At 63.1% G+C, this 20,623-nt stretch carries 20 protein-coding genes; 10 read left to right on the forward strand and 10 right to left on the reverse strand.

Annotated features, from left to right (window positions below; translation table 11 throughout):
- The first annotated feature begins 140 nt into the window (after positions 1 to 140).
- From colR to L1O02_RS06940, 5 genes are all read left to right on the forward strand, one after another.
- On the forward strand, positions 141 to 824 hold the full coding sequence (gene colR / locus L1O02_RS06920; RefSeq protein WP_060840784.1) for a two-component system response regulator ColR: 684 nt from the start codon (positions 141 to 143) through the stop codon (positions 822 to 824).
- Positions 814 to 2,094, forward strand: coding sequence for a HAMP domain-containing sensor histidine kinase (locus tag L1O02_RS06925; protein ID WP_060840783.1), 1,281 nt, complete (start codon positions 814 to 816; stop codon positions 2,092 to 2,094). The genes colR and L1O02_RS06925 overlap by 11 nt, the downstream gene beginning before the upstream one ends.
- Positions 2,095 to 2,292: 198 nt before the next feature.
- Entirely contained in the window at positions 2,293 to 2,973 is a 681-nt protein-coding gene (locus tag L1O02_RS06930) for a class I SAM-dependent methyltransferase (RefSeq protein WP_060842008.1), read from the forward strand.
- 3 nt (positions 2,974 to 2,976) lie between these two features.
- Positions 2,977 to 3,690, forward strand: a complete 714-nt coding sequence (locus L1O02_RS06935; RefSeq protein ID WP_235759725.1) for a lipopolysaccharide kinase InaA family protein — start codon at positions 2,977 to 2,979, stop codon at positions 3,688 to 3,690.
- A gap of 2 nt (positions 3,691 to 3,692) precedes the next feature.
- Positions 3,693 to 3,917, forward strand: coding sequence for a hypothetical protein (locus L1O02_RS06940; protein ID WP_060840781.1), 225 nt, complete (start codon positions 3,693 to 3,695; stop codon positions 3,915 to 3,917).
- Between the two features lie 94 nt (positions 3,918 to 4,011).
- Here L1O02_RS06940 and L1O02_RS06945 read toward each other — a convergent pair whose 3' ends face one another.
- From L1O02_RS06945 to L1O02_RS06980, 8 genes are all read right to left on the reverse strand, one after another.
- Positions 4,012 to 5,109 (reverse strand): DUF1513 domain-containing protein, encoded by a 1,098-nt coding sequence (locus tag L1O02_RS06945; protein WP_235760235.1) that lies wholly within the window; start codon positions 5,107 to 5,109, stop codon positions 4,012 to 4,014.
- Positions 5,110 to 5,111: 2 nt separating this feature from the next.
- A complete protein-coding gene (locus tag L1O02_RS06950; RefSeq protein ID WP_060840780.1) occupies positions 5,112 to 6,176 on the reverse strand; it encodes an imelysin family protein in 1,065 nt (354 codons plus the stop codon).
- 43 nt (positions 6,177 to 6,219) lie between these two features.
- Positions 6,220 to 7,644: a di-heme oxidoredictase family protein gene (locus L1O02_RS06955; RefSeq protein ID WP_235759726.1), complete on the reverse strand. Its 1,425-nt coding sequence runs from the start codon at positions 7,642 to 7,644 to the stop codon at positions 6,220 to 6,222.
- Between the two features lie 190 nt (positions 7,645 to 7,834).
- Positions 7,835 to 9,175 (reverse strand): imelysin family protein, encoded by a 1,341-nt coding sequence (locus L1O02_RS06960; protein ID WP_060840778.1) that lies wholly within the window; start codon positions 9,173 to 9,175, stop codon positions 7,835 to 7,837.
- A gap of 162 nt (positions 9,176 to 9,337) precedes the next feature.
- Entirely contained in the window at positions 9,338 to 11,389 is a 2,052-nt protein-coding gene (locus L1O02_RS06965) for a GGDEF domain-containing phosphodiesterase (RefSeq protein ID WP_060840777.1), read from the reverse strand.
- Between the two features lie 303 nt (positions 11,390 to 11,692).
- Entirely contained in the window at positions 11,693 to 12,289 is a 597-nt protein-coding gene (locus L1O02_RS06970; RefSeq protein ID WP_011063080.1) for a Fe-Mn family superoxide dismutase, read from the reverse strand.
- A 176-nt stretch (positions 12,290 to 12,465) separates the two neighbouring features.
- On the reverse strand, positions 12,466 to 13,068 hold the full coding sequence (locus L1O02_RS06975) for a LysE/ArgO family amino acid transporter (RefSeq protein ID WP_060840776.1): 603 nt from the start codon (positions 13,066 to 13,068) through the stop codon (positions 12,466 to 12,468).
- Positions 13,069 to 13,070: 2 nt separating this feature from the next.
- A complete protein-coding gene (locus L1O02_RS06980; RefSeq protein WP_060840775.1) occupies positions 13,071 to 13,475 on the reverse strand; it encodes an ACT domain-containing protein in 405 nt (134 codons plus the stop codon).
- 110 nt (positions 13,476 to 13,585) lie between these two features.
- Here L1O02_RS06980 and L1O02_RS06985 point away from each other — a divergent pair, with 110 nt between their 5' ends.
- From L1O02_RS06985 to L1O02_RS07000, 4 genes are all read left to right on the forward strand, one after another.
- Positions 13,586 to 14,485, forward strand: a complete 900-nt coding sequence (locus tag L1O02_RS06985; protein WP_060840774.1) for a LysR family transcriptional regulator ArgP — start codon at positions 13,586 to 13,588, stop codon at positions 14,483 to 14,485.
- 103 nt (positions 14,486 to 14,588) lie between these two features.
- Positions 14,589 to 15,581, forward strand: coding sequence for an NAD-dependent epimerase/dehydratase family protein (locus L1O02_RS06990; protein ID WP_060840773.1), 993 nt, complete (start codon positions 14,589 to 14,591; stop codon positions 15,579 to 15,581).
- A 106-nt stretch (positions 15,582 to 15,687) separates the two neighbouring features.
- On the forward strand, positions 15,688 to 16,527 hold the full coding sequence (locus L1O02_RS06995) for an ATPase (RefSeq protein ID WP_235759727.1): 840 nt from the start codon (positions 15,688 to 15,690) through the stop codon (positions 16,525 to 16,527).
- A gap of 117 nt (positions 16,528 to 16,644) precedes the next feature.
- Entirely contained in the window at positions 16,645 to 17,493 is an 849-nt protein-coding gene (locus L1O02_RS07000; protein WP_108545317.1) for a cache domain-containing protein, read from the forward strand.
- Between the two features lie 56 nt (positions 17,494 to 17,549).
- On the opposite strand, the gene L1O02_RS07005 is transcribed toward L1O02_RS07000, so the two are convergent.
- A complete protein-coding gene (locus L1O02_RS07005) occupies positions 17,550 to 19,064 on the reverse strand; it encodes an MDR family MFS transporter (RefSeq protein WP_060844461.1) in 1,515 nt (504 codons plus the stop codon).
- 402 nt (positions 19,065 to 19,466) lie between these two features.
- Between L1O02_RS07005 and L1O02_RS07010 the strand changes: the two genes are divergently transcribed.
- Positions 19,467 to 20,381: a helix-turn-helix domain-containing protein gene (locus tag L1O02_RS07010; RefSeq protein ID WP_060840769.1), complete on the forward strand. Its 915-nt coding sequence runs from the start codon at positions 19,467 to 19,469 to the stop codon at positions 20,379 to 20,381.
- Here L1O02_RS07010 and L1O02_RS07015 read toward each other — a convergent pair.
- Positions 20,374 to 20,550, reverse strand: a complete 177-nt coding sequence (locus L1O02_RS07015; RefSeq protein ID WP_016968420.1) for a hypothetical protein — start codon at positions 20,548 to 20,550, stop codon at positions 20,374 to 20,376. The genes L1O02_RS07010 and L1O02_RS07015 overlap by 8 nt on opposite strands.
- Positions 20,551 to 20,623: the final 73 nt, after the last annotated feature.

Raw genomic sequence — 20,623 nt, forward strand, 5'->3', positions numbered from 1 at the left:
AACCCTCGGTGAAAAACTCGTTAAGACATTGATTGGATAACAGCGCTGCGGCAGCGGTCAGACAAGGCTGGCGGCGAGTCGGACTTGGCCTTAAGCTGCGCGAGCCAAGACGGCCGTAACTGTGTAGGGAGAGAGTTCCGATGCGAATTCTACTGGTTGAAGACAACCGCGATATTCTCGCCAACCTGGCTGACTACCTGGGGCTCAAGGGCTACACCGTGGACTGCGCCCAGGATGGTCTGTCCGGGCTGCACCTGGCGGCCACCGAGCATTACGACCTGATCGTGCTCGATATCATGCTGCCGGGAATCGATGGCTACACCTTGTGCAAGCGCCTGCGTGAAGATGCCCGGCGCGACACCCCGGTGATCATGCTCACCGCCCGCGACCAGCTGGATGATCGGCTGCAGGGCTTCAAGTCCGGCGCCGACGACTACCTGCTCAAGCCTTTTGCCCTCTCGGAACTGGCGGCGCGAATCGAGGCGGTAATGCGCCGTACTCAGGGCGGTGGTCGCCGTGCGTTGCAGGTGGGCGATCTCAACTATGACCTCGACACCCTCGAAGTCACCCGCGAAGGGCGTCTGCTCAAGCTCAACCCGGTGGGCCTCAAGCTGTTGGCGGTGTTGATGCAGAAGAGCCCCCATGTGTTGCGCCGGGAGATTCTCGAAGAAGCCCTGTGGGGCGACGATTGCCCGGACAGCGACAGCCTGCGTAGCCACGTTCACCAACTGCGCCAGGTGATCGACAAGCCATTTGCCAAGCCGCTGCTGCACACCGTGCATGGTGTCGGTTACCGGCTGGCCGAGGGCCGTGATGGAGTTTAAGCAAAGCCTTGCCCAGCGCATCATCATCGCCTTTGCCTTGATGAGCGCATTGGTGGCAGGGGCATTCGCCATGGGCATCGTGGCGACCGTGCATCTGGTGGAAGAGAAGCTCATCTCCGCTGGCCTGGGGGGCGACCTGCAACGCCTGTTGCTGATGGACGACGTCAACGATTGGCGGCATCGTCCCGAGCCCGACCAACTGTTCTACTACAGCGGCGGTCGCGGCGATTTCGAGTTGCCCAAGGACTTGCGCCATCTGGATCCGGGCTTCCATGAAGTGTTCCGCGAGCAGCTGTCCTACCACGCCATGGTCGAAGTGGTGGACGGCCGGCGTTACGTGCTGCTGCAGGACCAGAGCGATTTCGAAGAGCGCGAGCGGGTGCTGTTCGCCGTGGTGCTGGTGGGCTTCGTCCTGAGCCTGGCGCTGGCGGTGTTCCTGGGCTGGATCCTGGCGCGCCGGGTGATGGCGCCCGTCGTGCGCCTGGCCCGTCAGGTACGGCATCGAGATCAGTTACTGGGGTTGGCGCCGCCGTTGGCGCCGGATTATGCCGCGGATGAGGTGGGCGAGTTGGCCATCGCCTTCGACGCCACCCTGGGGCGCTTGCGTCAGGCCTTGAGCCGCGAGCGGCTGTTCACCAGTGATGTCAGCCATGAACTGCGCACGCCGTTGATGGTGTTGGCCACCTCCTGTGAGCTGCTCCTGGAGAACCCCGGGCTGGACCCGCGCGGACGGGCTCAGGTGGAACGGATTGCCCGGGCCTGCGAGGAGATGCGCGAACTGGTGCAGACCTTCCTGATGCTCGCGCGTGCCCAGCGAGAAGACGCCGGCATGGCGCCGCAACTGACCCTGACGCAAGCGGCCACCGATCTGGTCGGCCTGTGGCGCGAGTCCATCGAGGGCAAAGGCATCGAGTTGATCTTCGAACCCGGCCAGCCCGGCGACACTCGCTACAACGCCACCTTCCTGCATGCGGTGATGGGCAATCTTCTGCGCAACGCCTTGCACTACACCGAGCAGGGCTTTATTCGCCTGAGCCTTGAGCCGGGCGGGTTTGTGGTGGAAGACAGCGGCGTGGGCATTCCCGAAGAGAAGCGCGAGGCGATGTTCCAGCCCTTCGTGCGCGGCGATGAAAAGCGTGGTGAAGGCTTGGGCTTGGGCTTGTCCCTGGTGCAACGCATCTGCGAGAACCAGGGCTGGAGCGTCAGCCTCACCACCATGATCCCCAATGGCTGTCGTTTTCACGTGCAGCTGCAACCAGCCAAGAGCTGAGTTTCCTGATCCGGCCCTGTTATGCAGGGCCGGTCACTTGTCGTTTTTTGTTCCTCTGTGGCCCTAGGCCATTGCCGGCAGCCTGTAAAAATCTGAAATATCTTCCTGTCGGACGGTACGAAGTTTTCACAAAGGGATGACCTGTCGCTGACATGCCGCTGCCTAAGGTGGCGCCATCAGCTACAGGAGACCTTGATGATGGCCAAGCCGATCAGGCTGGAATTTTCCGACAAGTACGATGCCCAACACGCCGAGCAATACCTGCAGAAGCATCAGGATGGCCTGGCCCGTCGTTTGTCCCATTGGCGCGATGAACAACTGGCCCGCGCGGCCCTGGCCGCTGCCGGCGAGCCGGGGCTGGTGCTGGACCTGCCTTGTGGCGCTGGCCGCTTCTGGCCGTTGCTGGCGCAGAAGGCCAACCGGGTCATCATTGGCGCGGACAATTCATCGGCTATGCTGAGCACCGCCATGGCGGCGCAGCCTGCCGACGTGGTGAGACGGGTACGGCCTTTGCAAACGTCCGCCTTTGCCATTGATTTGCCGGACAACGCCGTGGACTGCATTTTTTCCATGCGGCTGTTGCACCATGTGGGCCAGGCTGAGCATCGGCTGGCGTTGTTGCGGGAGTTCCAGCGCGTGACCCGCGACAGCGTGATCATCTCGCTGTGGGTTGACGGCAATTTCAAGGCCTGGAAGCGCAAGCGCCTGGAGCGCAAGCGGTTGTCCGCAATGGGGCCGGAGACTTACCAGAATCGTTTCGTGTTACCGGCGGCCACCGTCGAAAAAGAGTTCAGGCAAGCCGGTTTTCGTGTCCAGGAGCACCTGGATTTTGTTCCGCTCTACGCCATGTGGCGAGTGTACGTATTACGAAAGAGGTAACGGATGGTTGTTGAATCTGCTTCGCAAATGGATGCTGCGCCCTCGGATCGCTTCGAGTACTTCTGGAACAGACAAGGTGAATGGGTCGAGGAACCCAATCAGCGTCGAGGCGGTGAAAGCGGTGTGCAGCGCATTGTGAGCAGCAGCGGGCGTCTGCTCTATGCCAAGCGCCAGATCGGGCACATTTATCGAAGCGTGCTGCACCCTTTCGGGCGACCGACCGTCTTGCGCGAACTCGCCGCGTTGCAAGGCCTGCGGGTGCTCGATGTGGGGGTTCCGGAACTGGTGTTTTGTGGTGCTCGGCGCGATCCGCAGAATCGCTGGCAGGCCCTGCTGGTGACCGCGGCGCTCGATGGCTTTGTGGAAATCGACAACTGGTACGCCGCCGGTGAGCGTGAGCACCATGGTGAAGCGTTCCATGAGCGTTTGCTGGAGGCCCTGGCGGTGACCCTGGCGCGCATGCACAAGGGGCGCTGGCAACATGGCTGCCTGTACGCCAAGCATATTTTCGTGCGTGTGGAAGGCGAGGGCGAGCAGGCCCGGCCACAGATCGCGTTGCTGGATTTCGAGAAGTGCCGGCAGCGCCTGAGCAGTCAACGAGCAGCAGCCCACGACCTCAAGCAACTGCGCCGCCATTCGTCGTGGAACGACACGGATTGGCAAAAGCTCTACTACTTTTACAAAACGGCGTTTGGCAGCTCCATCAAAGGTTTATAGCTATGAAGCTAGAAATTGCACGAGGTGTTTTCCTGGCAGGAGCCTTGGCAGTTGCTTCCTTGGCCCTGGTTGTCTGGGAGCAGCCGCGAACGCAGGTGCTCAGTGCCGCTCAAGGGGAACATTGTCCTTTGCCGCGGGTTGCCAAATCGACAACCGCCGCGCGGCCCGATCATGAGCTGCTGTTGTTCATGTTCGGCATGAGCCAGGGCTTGAAACCCCAGAGCTGAACCTATTCTCCTGCCCAACCAAAGGCCTCGCCATGCGAGGCCTTTGGCATGTCTGGGGCTCGGGCATTGGCGCTGCCCGCTGCCCGGAGGCTGTTCAGACCAGATGCAAATGGTTGTCCCAGAGCCCGGCGGGCAGTTCCAGGGGCTTGGCCACAATCTGCTGCTGACGACAGTCATAGAAGCGGCAGCGGCCTTGGCCCGAGGTCACCACGAAGCCGTCGGCCACGGCACCGACCCCGGCGCAGTCCGGCAGAGGCGCATCGACCCGCACCGCGCCAGTGTCCAGATCCCAGATGAAGAAGCGGTTGCCCCGCGGGGCGGTCAGGGCCACCAGGCGCAAGTCGCTGTGGACGGCAACGCTGGCGGTGTAGTGCCCCATGGCCTGCAGCTGCTGCTCGGGGACCGGGAAAGGCGCAAAGGGCTGGCCCGGGCGCTTGATCGCCAACAGCTCCGAGGATTCGTGGGCGGCGCCCATGAACTGCTGGCCGGTGACGATGGTGCCGTCGCTGGCGATGCCCATGTGGCGCACGCTGTTCATCTGCTGGGCCAGGGTTTCCTTGCTCAGCAGGGTGCCGTCACGCTGCATCAGCACCAGGCTCGGCTCCATGGCGTCGAGGTTCATTTCCACCCGGCTTTCGGCTTCGGTGCGGATACCGCCGTTGGCCACCACCAGGGTTTCGCCGTCGGGCATCCAGGACACTTGATGCGGGCCGATGCCATGGGTGGACAACTCGCCGCTGTGCACCAGGCGTTCGCCTTCAAAACGGTAGATCCCCAGCAGGCCGCGCCCCGGATCACGGGTGTCGTTCTCGGTGGCATACAGCCACTGGCCGTCCTTGTGGATCACTGCGTGGCCGTAGAAATGCCGGTCAGGCTGCGAGCTCAGGGTTTGCAGCAGGCTGCCGTCCCGCAGGTCGATCAGGTAGCTCTCGGTGCCCGGACGCCGGGCCACGAACAGCGCGATCGGCAGTTGCGGGTGATTGATGATGTCGTGGCAACGCTGGCCGACCTGGGTAGCAAACACCTGTTTACCGTCCAGCTGATAACCGACGGCGTAATGCTTGCCGTCACCATCATCCCTGGCCGACAGCAGCAGGGGCTGCTTGTCCTTTTGCTTGAACAGCGTCCAGCCGCCCAAGGTCACCGCACTGAGCAGCAGGCTGCCCAGTGCCAAAGCCTGACGTCGCAGCATCATCAGTCACCGTCGTTGGCGTTGAAGCCCAGTTGGATGCCCAACGCCTTGGCCAGTTCGCCTTCGTGCAGGCGGTGGACCACGTTGAGGCTGTCGTACAGATCGTTGAGCTGCTGGCGCCCGGCGTCGTCATTGAGCATTTCAGTGAGCGAGCGCTGGGTGCTGGCAAAGAGTTTCAGCGAGGCGGCGTAGGCGGCGTCGATCTTCTCGGCCAACGGTTTCTGGTCGGCCGGCAACAGGCCACGCAGGCCCTTGTTGTCGACCCCGGCCCAGACGGTCTGGGCGGCGCTGAGGCTGGCTTCCAGGCCCTGCAGGGACGACTGGCTGCGCCAGGCGTCGGCCTGGAACGGCTGGGGGATGCCCTTGGTCTGGCGGCCCATGGGCGTACCGAGTTTCTTCTTCAGGGTATCCAGAGCGGTGACCTGAACCCGCAGCAGGTCGGCGATGGCCTCGTGGGAATCGGCGTAGCGCTGGTTGGGGAACTTGCTCATCTGCGCGAGCATGCCGTCGTTGGTGTTCCAGCTCGACAGGATCTCTTCGGCCAGTTGCTTCTGGCGTTCACCGATGGCGGTCAGCAATGGGCAGTAGCGGGCTTTCTGCGCGCTGTCGGCCATGTCGATCTTGCTGTCGAAGAGGATGTATTCGTAGGCCGACAGGCCTTGCACCACCACGCTGGACTTGGCCAGGGCCGCGGCATCGATCTGCGGGGTGGCGCTGACCAGTTGCTCGACCTGACGGCCCACCAGGTTCTTCTTGTCCGGCCAGAACTGCACCTGCCAGGAGCGGTTGCCCTCGGCCAGCGGACCAATCAGCAAGGGCTGCAGCTCGGCCCAGGCCTTTTGCGCGTGGAGGAAGTCGGCCCGGGCGGTGTCCAGGCTTTCCTTGCCTTCACAGAAGGCCAGGGCGCTGATGGCCAGCTGGCGGTCGGCATCGACCCAGCGGCTGTAGGTCGGCAGGATGACCTGCTTGGCGATGGCCGCCGAGGTCACGGCTTGTGGGTCCTGAGGCGCGCAGGCGCCCAGAGCGAGTGCAGCCAGGCTGGTGAACAGCAGTTTGGGGCGGAACATGTTCGGGCTCCCTTTATTGTGGAGAAAGCAGTTGAGTCGAGCGTTATAGAGAATTCAGGAAGGCCAGCAGCGCGGCGCGCTGCTCGGCGTTGAACGCGAGCACCTGTTGTTTTGCGCCTTCGGCCTCGCCGCCATGCCAGAGCACCGCTTCCATCAGGTTGCGGGCACGGCCGTCATGCAGGAACTGGGTGTGGCCACTGACGGTTTCCGTCAGGCCAATGCCCCACAAGGGGGCGGTGCGCCAATCGCGGCCACTGGCCTTGAACTCCGTGCGGTGGTCGGCCAGGCCTTCACCCATGTCATGCAGCAGCAGGTCGCTGTAGGGGCGTATGACCTGGTTGGCCAATTCGGGTTCGGCGGCATCGGCCGCCGTGGTGAAACTGGGGGTGTGGCAGGACTGGCAACCGGCCTGGAAGAACAGGTTCTTGCCCGCCAGGACCTGGGGCGAGTCGACGTCGCGGCGCGCCGGTACCGCCAGGTTGCGGGTATAGAACAGCACCAGGCGCAGGATGTTGTCACTGACCTCCGGCTCGTCGTCCGGGCCATTGCCGTTGGGCGCCTGCTTGCACGCGGTTTGCGCCTCGGTGCAGTCGTCGAAGGGCCGCAGGCTTGTGGTCAGGCCCATGTCGCCGGAAAACGCATGAACATTTTGTTGATTGAGATTGGGTTGTCCGGCTTTCCAGCCAAAGCGCCCGAGCACGGTCTTTTGCTGAGCGTCATCCCAGACCCAGTTGGGCCGTCCGGCAATCCGGTTGTTGCCGGTGGCGGGCTGAGCGTTGGCCAGGATCGCCGCTTCGGGAATGGCTTCCAGCAGCCCCAGGCCGATCATCGGCGGCGCGACCCGGGCTGAAAAAGCGGTGTCCGGATGCATCGGGCCGTAACCCAGGTCGGTGATCTGCAGCCTGGGCTTGCGCAACTCCACCAGGCTGCCGTCCTTGAACCGTACCGGCACGCTGTCGTAATCGACCCGGACCCGGCCTTCGGGAGCGACGCCGGGAATCGCCATGTCCTGCAACTGGCCGCCGTACACCGGTTCCGGCACCACGCCGAGCTGTTCGATGACCTTGGCGTAGGCCGGGGCATCCGGGATCGACAGGCGCACCAGCATGGACACCGCGTTCAGGGCATCCGGCGCGGGCGGATGGCCGCGGCCGTCCTTGACGTGGCAGTTCTGGCAGGCGTTGGTGTTGAACAGCGGGCCCAGGCCGTCGCGGGCGGTGGTGGTGGAGGGGGCGATGACCCAGGGGTTGCGGAAGAAACTGTTGCCCACGCTGAAGTCCAGGCGCCGGGTCGCTGGCAGATTGGCCGAAGGCAGGGAAAACGCGTTGCGATCCGCCTTGTTGACCGTGGTGGCGCCGCCGGCGCGGGCTTCACCCGGTTCGGCCTGGGTAAAGCGTGGAGCGTCATCGCAGGCACTCAGGCCCAGGGCCATGGTCAGAGCGAACCAGCGAAGCAGCGACGAGGGCATCGGACATCCTGCAAGACGAGCAAAACAAGGGCGCAAAGTCTAACAGGCTGCTGAAGTTTGAATAAGAGGAATTATCGTTTGGTTTGACCCAGGACAAGCTTGCCGAGGGACGGCTCACCCACGGCGTTGGAACCGCGCAGCGACAAAAAAAGGCGACCCTAGGGTCGCCTTTTACCTGCAGCGGCGCTGATCAGAACTCGTGATCGGCGTTGTCCGGGTTCAGGTCGCTGATGCCCAGCTTGCCGGCGGCCTGTTCGATCGAACCGGTCTGCTTGACCAGGGCGGCGATGGCGTCGCGCACGATCTGGTTGCCGGATTCGTTGCCGGCGGCGATCAGCTGGTCGTAGTGCTCACCCTTGTTGGCGTGGTCGACCATGACCTGGATCTTGGCTTCGGTAGCTGCCAGATCGGCTTTCAGGGCGGCGTCGGCTGCGGGGTCGGCCTTGGCCACCAGGGACGACAGGCTGGCGCCGGTCATCTTGGTACCGTCGACACGGGTGTATTCGCCCAGGTAGACGTTGCGGATGCCCTTGGCGTCATAGAAGTGCGAGTTGTGGGTGTTGTCGCTGAAGCAGTCCTGTTCGTCTTCAGGCGAGTTGGCCTCCAGGGACACTTTCATCCGTTCGCCGGCCAATTCGCCCAGGGACAGGCTGCCCATGCCGAAGAGCATTTTGCGCAGGCCGGTTTCGGCCGGTTCCGCTTCCAGGGTGGCGCGGTAGTTGTCGGCCACGTCCGGTTTCCAGTTGCCGACCATCTCTTCCAGGTCGTTGACCAGCAGTTGGGTCACGGCTTTCAGATAGGCGCGACGACGATCGTTGTGGCCACCGGTAGCACCTGCGCCTTCCAGATAGTCGGACGCCGGGCGCGCGCCGGCGCCTGGGCCGGTGCCGTTCAGATCCTGGCCCCAGAGCAGGAATTCGATGGCGTGGTAGCCGGTGGCGACGTTGGCCTCGGCACCGCCCAGCTCGTTCAGGCTGGCCAGGGTTTCCGGGGTGATGTCCTTCACGTCGATCTTGTCTTCGCCGACCTGGATCTCGGTGTTGGCGATGATGTTGGCGGTGGCACCGGGGTTGCCCAGGGCGTGTTCATAGCTCTTGTCGACGTAGTCGATCAGGCCTTCGTCCAGCGGCCAGGCGTTCACCTGACCTTCCCAGTCATCGATGATGGTGTTGCCGAAGCGGAACACTTCGCTCTGCAGGTAAGGCACGCGAGCGGCCACCCAGGCAGCCTTGGCGGCCTTCAGGGTTTCGTCGTTGGGCTTGGCGAGGAAGGCGTCGATGGCGGTTTGCAGGGTTTTCGCGGTGGATTCGGCGTCGCTGTAAACGGCAAATACCATGTCGGCGTAATGCGCGACCACGGCCTTGGCTGCGGCTTCGTCGACCTTGCCGGCGGCGTCGTTGGCCGGGGTGGCAGTGCTGGCAGCCGGGGTCGGCGCTTGAGCGGCAGCCTTGTCGTCTTTGCCTTCGCCGCAGCCGGCGAGGGAAATAGCGATGGCCAACAGACTGGCGGTAGCCAGAGGCATACGAATCATGGCGAACATCCTGCTTCGAGAGGGGGAATGGACGGCGCGTGGGGCGCGCAAAACTGCGACATAATGCGAAAGATTTGCATTATGTGTAAAGGGTCGTGCCTGTAAATATTTCTTATTCAGCGCAGGATTGCGTCAGCCGGGGGGACCGGCGCAATACCCGGTTCAGAGGATGGCCGCGTTACTGCGCTGCGCCTGTTTCAGGTAGGCACTCAGCTCCCGGGCCGGCAGGGGTTTGCTGTAGTGGTAGCCCTGACCTTCATGACAGCCTTCGGAGATGATATAGGCCTCCTGTTCGGCGGTTTCCACGCCCTCGGCAATCACTTGCATGCCCAGGCTTTTGCCCAGTTGGATGATGGCGCGCACGATGGTGGCATCGTCGTCGTCATCCAGCAGGTCCTGCACGAAGCTCTTGTCGATCTTGATCTTGTCCAGGGGCAGGCTTTTCAGGTAGCTCAGGGACGAATAGCCGGTGCCGAAGTCGTCGATGGCGATCAACGCCCCGGAGCGGCGCAGGCTCAGCAGGTGCTGGGCGGCGGTGCTGATGTCTTCCATCAGGCCGGTTTCGGTAACTTCCAGTTCCAGGCTGCGGGGCGGCAGGCGGTAGATCTGCAGCAGGTTGTTGACCACCCGTGGCAGTTCGGCGTGGTGCAGTTGCACCGTGGACAGGTTGACCGCCATGCGCAGGTCGGTGAACCCCATGTCGTGCCATTCCCGCAGTTGGCGACAGGCCTGGTCCAGTACCCATTCACCGATGGCGATGATGGTGCCGTTCTGTTCCGCCAGGGGGATGAACAGGTCCGGCGGCACCATGCCGTGCTCGGGGTGCTGCCAGCGGATCAGGGCCTCGACCCCCACTACCCGATGGTCGCGATAGCTGATCTGCGGTTGATAGACGAGGAAGAACTGTTCCCGGATCAGGGCTTCGCGCAGGTCCTTTTCCAGTTCCCGGCGCCGGCGCATCTCGCTGTCGACGCTGGCGATGTAGAACTGATAACGGTTGCGTGAGCGGCTCTTGGCCAGGGTCATGGTCTGTTCGGCTTTCTGCAGGAGTTTTTCCGTGCTGTCGCCGTCTTCCGGGAACAGGGTGATGCCGATGGTGGCGCGCAGGCGGATTTCCTGATGATCGAGAGCAAAGGTGGCTTCCAGGTCGTCGAGGATGCTTTGCGCCAGTTCCGCCGCTTCGTAGGGCTGTTCGATATCGGCCTGGACCAGGGCGAACTGGTCGCCGCCCAAACGCGCCAGGGCACCGAGACGGCCGCTGTGGCCACGCAGGCGGTCGGCCAGGGCTAGCAGCAACTGGTCACCGGTCTGGTAACTGAACTGTTCGTTGATGCCCTTGAAGTCGTCCAGACCGACACACAGCACGGCGACCCTGCGTTGCAGGCGGCCGGCGTCTACCAGGATCTTGTCCAGCTGTTGTTGCAGTTGCTGGCGATTGGGCAGGCCGGTGAGGAAGTCGTATTGGGACATGCGCAGCAGGCTGTTTTCCGCCTCGTGGCGCAAATGGGTGTTGCGCTCGATGGAGGCCAGCAACTGGTTGGCGGTGTTGATCCAGATCCCCAGTTCGTTCTTTTCGTGGCCCTTGAGCAGGGGCAGCTGGTGTTCACTGGGGCGGTCGGGGTTGATGTTGGTCAGGTGCTCGATGATCCGTGACAACGGCTTGGTCAGCAGGCAGTGATAGACCAGGTACAGCACCAGGCCCATGGCCAGGGCGCGCAGGACCCCTGAGACAAAGATGATCACCGAGCTGATGATGAAATCCTGGCCATAGGTGGCGGTGTCGAGGGTAATGCTCAGGTCGCCGTAATACTCGCTGTAGGGCCCGCGGCCAACCAGTTGGGTGGTGAAGGTGCGTTCCTGGCCAAGGATCAGGTCCGTGAGCCAGCGACTGGGGGAATGCTGCAGCTCGCGGGATTTCTCCGCCAGCATGGTTTCGTTGGGGTGGCCGATGGACGCCATGCGCACCGCGTCATCCTGGAACAGGCCTTCAATGACTTGCATGCCCATTTCCCGATCCAGGCTGTAGACGGCCTGTGTCGATGGGTCGCGAAACATGTCGAGAATGCGCTGGGCATCGTTCGCGACCGCCTGCCGGGTCTTGTAGGCGTCGAAGACGATCTGGGCGCAGCTCAGAACCACGCCGACGATGAGTGCCGACAGCAGCACAACCCGGAGCAACTTCACCGACAAGCTGTTTTTGAGTTCCAGCTTCAAAGGGCTATTCCTTGTTCCGTGCGTGTAGCGTCAAGTTGCCGTGAGTATTGGCAATCCCGTGATAGCCGTCAAAGTGACATCAGCGCCGAAAACGGGACGTCTGCGGGCCAGGCCCGGGTGATCAGATTCAGGATTGCTCTAGCTGTGGATAGTGTGTCGGTAGCGACGCCTTGCAACTTGAGGGGCGGCGTTGTTTTTTACATCAGATGAATCTTAGCGCCTCGGCTGGGCGGGACAAGATGCCAGCTTTGTCCAAGGCAAAAAAAACCCGGCCAGGCCGGGTTTTTTGCACTGCAAACGGACTTAAGCGACGAAGTTCTTGCCTTCGAACTGCTCAGCCACGAATTTCCAGTTGACCAGGTTCCAGAACGCCTCGACGTACTTAGGACGAACGTTGCGGTAGTCGATGTAGTAGGCGTGTTCCCAGACGTCGCAGGTCAGCAGCGGGGTGTCGCCGCTGGTCAGCGGGTTGCCGGCGCCGATGGTGCTGGCCAGGGCCAGGGAACCGTCAGCCTTCTTCACCAGCCAGCCCCAGCCGGAACCGAAGGTGCCAACCGAAGTCTTGGTGAATTCTTCTTTGAACTTGTCGAACGAACCGAATGCCGCGTTGATGGCTTCGGCCAGTGCGCCGGTAGGTTGGCCGCCGGCGTTTGGCGCCAGGCAGTTCCAGTAGAAAGTGTGGTTCCAGACCTGGGCTGCGTTGTTGAAGATGCCGCCCGAAGAGGTTTTGACGATCTCTTCCAGAGTCTTGCCTTCGAACTCGGTGCCTGGCACCAGGTTGTTCAGGTTCACGACATAGGTGTTGTGGTGCTTGTCGTGGTGGTATTCCAGGGTTTCCTTGGAAATGTGCGGCTGCAGGGCGTCGTGTGCATAGGGCAGCGGCGGCAATTCGAAAGCCATGATGATTCTCCTAATCAGGTCAGTTGCGGTGAGCGCAAGGCCGATCACGGGCGGCCGGACATGCGCCGGGGAGTTTGTACTCTTTGCGGCGCAGGGATCGGATCATAGCACCGGGGGTGCGGCTTAACCACGCAACAACTGTGTGGGATAGAGGTTCCAGAGCCTTTTGGAATAAGTCACGCAGCGCTGATCAACTGCAACGCCACGCTGAACATCATCACCGCCACCAGCAGGTCGAGAATCCTCCAGGTGCTCGGTCGGGCGAGCCAGGGAGCCAGCCAGGCGGCGCCCAAGGCCAGGGTGAAGAACCACAACAGCGAAGCACTCGCAGCACCGACCACATAGGCGCCCGGTTCGGTCTGCTGAGCCCCCAGCGAGCCGATCAGCAGCACGGTGTCCAGGTACACGTGAGGGTTGAGCAGGGTCACCGCCAGGGCGCTGAGCATCACCGCCCGCAGGGAGCGCACGGTCTGGCCTTCGCCCTGTTGCAGGCTTTGCCTGGAGCAGGCCCGGCGCAGCGCCTGGGCTCCATACCAGATCAGGAACGCCGCCCCGCCCCAGCGCGCCACGGCCAGCAGCATCGGACTCTGGGCGAGCACGGTGGCCAGGCCGAATACTCCGGCGGCCACCAGCAGGGCATCGCAGGTGACGCACAGTGCCGCCACCGGCAGGTGGTGCTCACGGCGCAGACTCTGGGCCAGGACGAAAGCGTTTTGCGTACCGATGGCCATGATCAGGCCGGCGGCCACCAACAGGCCGTTCACATAGCTTTGCCACATGTTCATTGCTCCTCGCCGGCGGCCAGTTGCTGCAGGACCTGCATGGCCCGCTGGGCATCTGCCTGACCGACAAACAGGTGATCGTGGTAGTAGCCGGCGATCACGTTGCAACTGATCCCGGCTCGGCCCAGCGCGCCGGCAAAGGCGGCCGTCAGGCCGACCGCCTGGAGTGCCGAATGCACATTGAGGGTGATCCAGGCCGCGACGTAATCGAAGACCAGCCCCAGGCGTTCGGCTTCCTGCCGCTGGATGATCACCGTCAGGCCTTCCTGTTCGCGAAAACTGCCCAGCACCTCGACGCCCTGCAGCAGGCTGTGGTCAGCGAGGGAACAGAACACGTATTCGCCGTCGTTGAGTTGCGGGCTCATGCTGCGCAGCAGGGTTGTGAGGGAAGTTTCACCGGCCATGAACAGAATCCTTTAACGAAGAGGTATTACCGAGGCTTTAGGCTGGCTATTTTCCGGTTGCATGCCGTATAAGAAAAACCAATATTGCTGATCACTCATTAGGAAAACTGATGTTCGACTACAAGCTGCTTTCCGCCCTGGCTGCGGTGATCGAACAGGCAGGCTTCGAACGGGCGGCCCAGGTGCTGGGGTTGTCGCAGTCGGCGATTTCCCAGCGCATCAAACTGCTGGAGGCCCGGGTCGGGCAGCCGGTGCTGGTGCGGGCGACACCGCCGGCGCCCACGGAAATCGGCCGGCGCCTGCTCAACCATGTGCAACAAGTGCGTCTGTTGGAGCGGGACCTGCAAAGCCTGGTGCCAGCCCTGGATGAAGAAGGGCTGCCGGAGCGCTTGCGCATCGCCCTCAATGCCGACAGCCTGGCCACCTGGTGGGCCCAGGCCGTGGGGGACTTCTGCGCCGAGCATCGCCTGCTGCTGGACCTGGTGGTGGAGGACCAGACCGTGGGCCTCAAGCGCATGCGGGCCGGGGAAGTGGCCGCCTGTGTCTGCGCCAGCGAGCGTCCAGTGGCGGGGGCCCGCAGCCTGCTGCTGGGGGCCATGCGCTACCGGGCCCTGGCCAGCCCGGCATTTGTCGCGCGGCACTTCCCCCAGGGCGTGCGTGCCGAGCAACTGGCCCGGACCCCGGCGCTGGTGTTCGGTCCCGACGACTTCCTGCAGCATCGTTACCTCGCCTCCCTGGGCGTCAACGGCGGTTTCGAGCATCATCTGTGCCCGTCATCCGAAGGCTTCATCCGCCTCACCGAAGCCGGCCTGGGCTGGGGACTGGTGCCCGAGCTGCAGGTTCGCGAGCAACTGCAGCGCGGTTCGCTGGTGGAGCTTTTGCCGGATAAACCCATCGATGTGCCGTTGTACTGGCATCATTGGCGCAATGGCGGGCAGTTGCTCGGGTTGTTGACCGAACACCTGGCTCGTCTATCTGCACAATGGTTGGTGCCCTGGGAGCAGCCATGAGCGTCAAGCGACAGTCAATCCGCGGCTGTGCACTTGCAGCTTGTCGCTCGTGGCTTGTCCCTGCTTTTCTGTGGTTCGTCACTGCTTTTCTTAGGAATATTTCATGAAGATTCTGGTTACCGGCGCAAGCGGCTTCATCGGCGGGCGCTTTGCTCGCTTTGCCCTTGAGCAGGGCCTGGAGGTGCGGGTCAATGGCCGGCGTGCCGAAGCGGTGGAGCATCTGGTGCGCCGCGGCGCGGAGTTCATCCCGGGCGACCTGAGCGACGCCGATCTGGTCCGCGAGCTGTGCCGCGACGTTGATACCGTGGTGCATTGCGCCGGTGCCGTGGGCCTGTGGGGGCGCTATCAGGACTTCCATCTGGGCAATGTGCTGGTCACCGAGAACGTGGTCGAAGCCTGCCTCAAACAGCGGGTGCAACGCCTGGTGCACCTGTCTTCGCCATCGGTCTATTTTGATGGTCGCGATCATCTGGGGCTGACCGAGGAACAGGTGCCCAAGCGCTTCAAGCACCCGTATGCGGCCACCAAGTTCCTGGCCGAACAGAAGGTCTTCGGCGCCCAGGAGTTCGGCCTGGAGGTGATTGCGTTGCGCCCGCGCTTCGTCACTGGCGCCGGCGACATGAGCATCTTTCCGCGGCTGTTGAAGATGCAGCGCAAAGGCCGCCTGGCCATCGTCGGCAATGGCCTGAACAAGGTCGACTTCACCAGTGTGCACAACCTCAACGAGGCCCTGTTCAGCAGCCTGCAGGTCGGCGGCTCGGCCCTGGGCAAGGTCTACAACATCAGCAACGGCGCACCGGTGCCGCTGTGGGACGTGGTCAACTACGTGATGCGCCAGATGCAGGTGCCGCAAGTCACCCGCTATCGCTCCTTTGGCCTGGCCTACAGCGTCGCGGCGCTCAACGAGGGGTTCTGCAAGCTCTGGCCCGGACGCCCGGAGCCGACGCTGTCGCGCCTGGGCATGCAGGTCATGGACAAGAACTTCACCCTGGACATCAGTCGCGCCCGGCATTACCTGGGGTATGAGCCCAAGGTCAGTCTGTGGAGCGCCCTGGATGAGTTCTGTACCTGGTGGAAGGCTCAGGACATAAGCTGAAATCAAAGACTGAACCCCGCTTGCCCGGTCCGGTCCATTGGCCGGGCTGATTAGCGGTTTATACTCGCCGCACTCAGCCATCACCGCGGTCCATAAAGGTTGCCCCATGCGTAACGATGCACACGATGACTTCGATGACGTTCCAAGTCTGCGCGCCGATCCCCTCGACGACGATGTCTTCCCCACCACCCACGCTGCCCGCGAACGCACCACCGTGCATTCGCGCAGCACCCCGGTGGTCAAGGTCAAGGGGCCCAGCACCGGTCCTTTGTGGGCACTGGTCGGTGCGCTGTTCTTTGCCTTCATCGGTCTGGCCTGGTGGAGCTTTCAGCAGATCTCGCTGATGGAGCAGCAGCTGGTGGCGACCCAGGAAAGCTTCGCCAGGATCAGCGAAGAGGCGGCCGGACGCTTGCAGGACATTTCCGGCAAGGTGGTGGCCAGCCAGACCAATGTCACCACCGACAGCGAAGCGTTGAAGCTGCAGATCAAACAGTTGGAAAGCCGCTTGCAGGACCAGAGCCGACAGCAGCAGGGCGTGGCGGGCCAGGCCACCGACCTGGACAAGCGCCTGGCGCAGATGAGTGCCCAGACCGGCGAACAGCAGGCGGCCAACAGCCAGTTGCAGGCCCAGGTCAAAGCCCTGAGTGCTGAGCTGGCGAGCCTCAAGGGCGCCCAGAGCGATGCCGGCAAGCTCGATGCCCAGCTCAAGAGTCTGAACGCCGATCTGGCCGCGCTGAAAAAACAGGGCAACCCGAGCGCCGCCATCGAGCGCCTGGAACAGGAACTGGTGGTGCTCAAGAGCGAACAGGACAATCGTCCCGCCGCCGCGCAGAACGGCGCCAGCACTGCCGAGTTCGATGCCTTCCGTGGTCAGGTCACCCGCAACATCAATACTCTGCAAAGCCAGATCCAGAACCTGCAGCAGCAGATCAACAACCGTCCTTGAAGGCTCAGCCCCCCGCCTGTGGTGGCGGGGGAGGGCCAGCCAGGGTTTGCTGAATACTCGACCATATCCTGCCGCCGTCTACGCTCTTCACACGCCAACGGGAACGAGGAGCGAGCGATGAGGCGAGTGAAGAAAACGACCTGGCTGGGATGGCTGCTGTGGCTCTGCATGGGGTCGCTGCAGGCGGCGGTACCGGCTGCCGATGATTCGGTGGCGGCCCGCGCGTTGCTGGAAAAGGCCCTGCGCTATTACCACGACCAGGGTGACAAGGCGTTCGCGGCGTTCAGTCGTCAAGGCGAGTTCGTCGATCGCGATCGTTATGTGTTCGTGGTCGATACCCGGGGCGTGATGCTGGCCAGTGGCGGTCCTTCGTCGGCGCTGATTGGCCGTGATGTCTCCGAGGTACTGGGGCCGGACCTGCGCAAGGCGTTCAAGGACGCGCTGAAGACTCCCGAGGCCAATGGCATCCAGCAGGCCGAATACCGCTGGCAGAACTGGGCCGACGGCAAGATCGAGCGCAAGCATGTGTATTTCCAGCGTATCGGCGAGCGCATCCTGGCAGTGGGGTATTACCTGCCACGGGCCTCGGCCGACCAGGCCAAGGCCTTGCTGGAACGGGCGGCCACGGCCTTGGAGCGCGACCGCGCCGGCACCCTCAAGGCCATCAATGATCTGCGGGGCGGGTTTCTCGAAGACGATCTGTATGTGTTCGTGGTGGACCTCGACAGCCGGCGCTATCTGGCCCACGGCACCAACCTGCGGCTGCTCAACACCGATTTCGCCAAGATCAGGGATCCCGAGGGCAAGCCGGTGGGGGAACCGATCCTGGCGCTCATGGCTCGCCAGGACCAGGGGGAATACCAGTACCGCTGGAAGAATCCGGTGACCGGCAAGGTCGAGGACAAGCACGCCTATCTGCGCAAGGTGGGCCGGGTGCTGGTTGCGGTGGGCTACTACAGCCCCTGACTCCCGGTTGCGGGCCGCTGGCCGCCCTGGTCCGGCGGCTGGCGGCGGGTGGTCCCTCAGGCCTTGTCTTCACGCCCGCGCAACAGCCGGTTGGGCATGGCAATGGCCGCCGCCAGGCCCAGCAGGGAAACCCCGGCACTGACCAGCAGCAGATGGCGGAAGGTCAGCAACAGTTCGTTGCGCAAGGCCTCCCGCGCGGGACCGGGGGCGGCATTCAGACCGTCCAGCAGCGCGTTGCCGGATTGACCTTCGCCCATCAGCCCGGCGCCGCTTAAATGGGCCAGGCTGGAATCCTGCAGCAAGGCCAGCAGCAGCGCCGACATCAGCGCCACCCCCACCGCACCGCCCAGGGCGCGAAACAGGTTGGTGGTGCTGGTGGCGACGCCGATGTCCCGCTGCTCCACCGAGTTCTGGCTGCCCACCAGGGAGGTGGGGAACTGCATGCCGCTGGCGATTCCGCAGAGCAACATGCACAGGCCGCTCGGCAGCAGCGCTTGGGGCGGCACCAGGGCCATGCCGAGAATCGCCAGCGGCATCAGCAGCGCGCCACCGAGGATCATGGGTTTATAGCGTCCGGTCACCGAGGTCAGGCGGCCGGCGCAGTAGGCGCCCATGGGCAGGCCCATGGCCAGGGGCAGCAGGTGCAGGGCGGCGCTGTCGGCCCCGGCCCCGGTGATGCTCTGAAAGCGCAGCGGCATCAGCACGATCAGCGAGATGGCCTGGAAGCTGGTGAAGAAGATCGTGCACCAGCACAGCAGCGCGTTGCGGTTGGCGAACAGGTGCATCGGCAGCAGGGGTTCCCGGGCCCGTCGTTCATGCCAGACGAACAGGGCCAGGACGATGACGGCGATGGCCAGCAGGTCGAGCACGTCGGCACTGCGCCAGGAATGGCCCTGGCCCACCTGCGTGATGCCCAGCAGCAGGGCGCTCAGGCCGATGATCAGCAGCACGGTGCCGAGGTAGTCGATGATCGGTTTGCGCTGGGGCACCGGCAACCCTACCAGGGTGCGATGGGCCACCCACCAGGCGCCCAGGCCCAGGGGCAGGTTGATCAGAAACACCCAGCGCCATGAGAGAAACTCGGTCATGTAGCCGCCCAGCACCGGGCCGGCGACACTGGCCACTGCGTACATGCTGCTGAAGTAGCCCTGGTAGCGACCGCGCTCCCGGGGCGGGACTATGTCGCCGATGATCGCCTGGCTCACCGAGATCATGCCGCCGGCACCGATGCCCTGGAAGATCCGCGCCAGCACCAGTTGCTCCATGTTCTGTGCCAGGCCGCAGAACAGTGACGCCAGGGTGAACAGGCCCATGCCGAACAGCATCAGCCGTCGCCGGCCATAGAGATCGCCGAGCTTGCCGTAGATCGGCACGGCCACGGTCATTGCCACCATGTAGCCGGAGATGACCCAGGCCAGCAGGCTGACATCCTTGAACTGGGCGGAAATGGCCGGCATGGAGACAGCGACGATGGTCTGGTCCAGGGCGCCGAGAAAGATCGCCAGCATCAGGGCGATCAGCACGCTGCGGATGGCCGGTTTGGTCGGGACGGGTTGTTGGAGGTGAGTCACGAAAGAACCTGCGGGCGGTAATTGACCCGGTGCGGCAAGGCCGGCGGGGTTAGGCGCCAGTGTACTCGATAGGGAGCTATCGGATAGCTCCGCCAGCCTGGTGCCGGGAGATTTTCATGCAGGTTTTTCAACTCGGGGTGTCGCGCCAGACCGTCTCGTCTGCCGCGTTCCGGAAAAGCTTTGTGGCACTTGCTGATGCCGGGTAATGGGACGCATTCTGTATAGTGTCGGCCCTGTACCGGCAGCCTGAACCTTGACTGTACGAATGTTCATTTGTGTGTGCGGTGCTTGCATTTTTCCTGGGTGAACCTGTCAATTGACCGGTGGAACCTGGCGGTTACCCGAGCATTTCGCCGATCGGTGCAAATGTCCCCCCGATACTCTGAGGCCTGGACTGTAGTGATGAACAAGCCTGCCCTTGCGCCCATTCCCGTGTTCAAACTCTATGGCGAAAGCCTGGGCTGGCCGACCCCGGACCTGCTTCATTGCGAACCCATCAGCCAGCGCAGCCGCGAGCACCATTGGGAAATAAAACCCCATCGACACGCCGACCTCTGCCAGTTGCTGTTTATCAGTCGCGGGCAGGCGCAGTTGCAGGTCGAAGGGCAGCACAGGCTGCTGGACGAGCCGCTGGTCCAGGTGTTGCCACCGCTGTCGGTGCACGGCTTTCGTTTTTCCGAAGACATCGAAGGCTTTGTCGTGACTCTGGCAGCGCCGCTGGTCAGCCACTTGCAAGCTCAGTTGGGAGCCTCGGCAACTGCCCTGGCGAAGTCGGGCAGCTATCCGGCCGGGGAGGATACGCAATACCTGAACGGGCAGTTCGCCGCCCTGCAGAATGAATACCAGGGACAGCAACCTGCCCGGGAAATGCTCATGCATGCGCTGGTGAGCACGATCGTGGTCTGGATCGGGCGCCGGGCTCTGCAGTGCAGCAGTGCCAGCCAGCGTCCGCAGCGCGCCCGGGAATATTTCAATGGCTTCATTCAGTTGGTCGAGGCCCATTACCGCGAGCATCTGAAGGTCGAGGATCTGGCGCAGAAACTCGGTATCTCGGTGTCGCACCTCAATGGCACCTGCCGTGAGCTGGCCGGGCAACCGGCGCTGCAGATCATCCACCAGCGCCAGTTGCTGGAAGCCAAGCGCCTGCTGACCTACACCGGGATGACCATCTACGAGATCTCCGATGAGCTGGGGTTTTCCGACCCCACCAACTTCACCCGGCTGTTCCGGCGCCGCGAAGGCATCTCGCCCAAGGTGTTCCGCGACCGGCTCAAGGCCGATCAGGCCGGAGACGGCGTGGCGTCGTCACTCACCTGAGGGCGTTCAGGGTGGCGTTGTGGGGGATGCAGCGTTCCAGGTTGCAGCTGGCGTAGTTGCGCGGCTGCATGCGGGCCTGCTCGACGCGATAAGCCGCGGTACCGTAAAGCGCCAGGGTCACGGTGCAGGTCATGAAGATGGCCAGGTACCTTCTTGTCTTGACGTTCATGGCTAAAACCTCTGAACCAATACCCCCGTCATTTGAGGGGGTACTGTTATCAGCATAGGTCAGTTGCCGTTGC

Source organism: Pseudomonas sp. BC42 (assembly GCF_021560055.1).
GTDB lineage: Bacteria > Pseudomonadota > Gammaproteobacteria > Pseudomonadales > Pseudomonadaceae > Aquipseudomonas.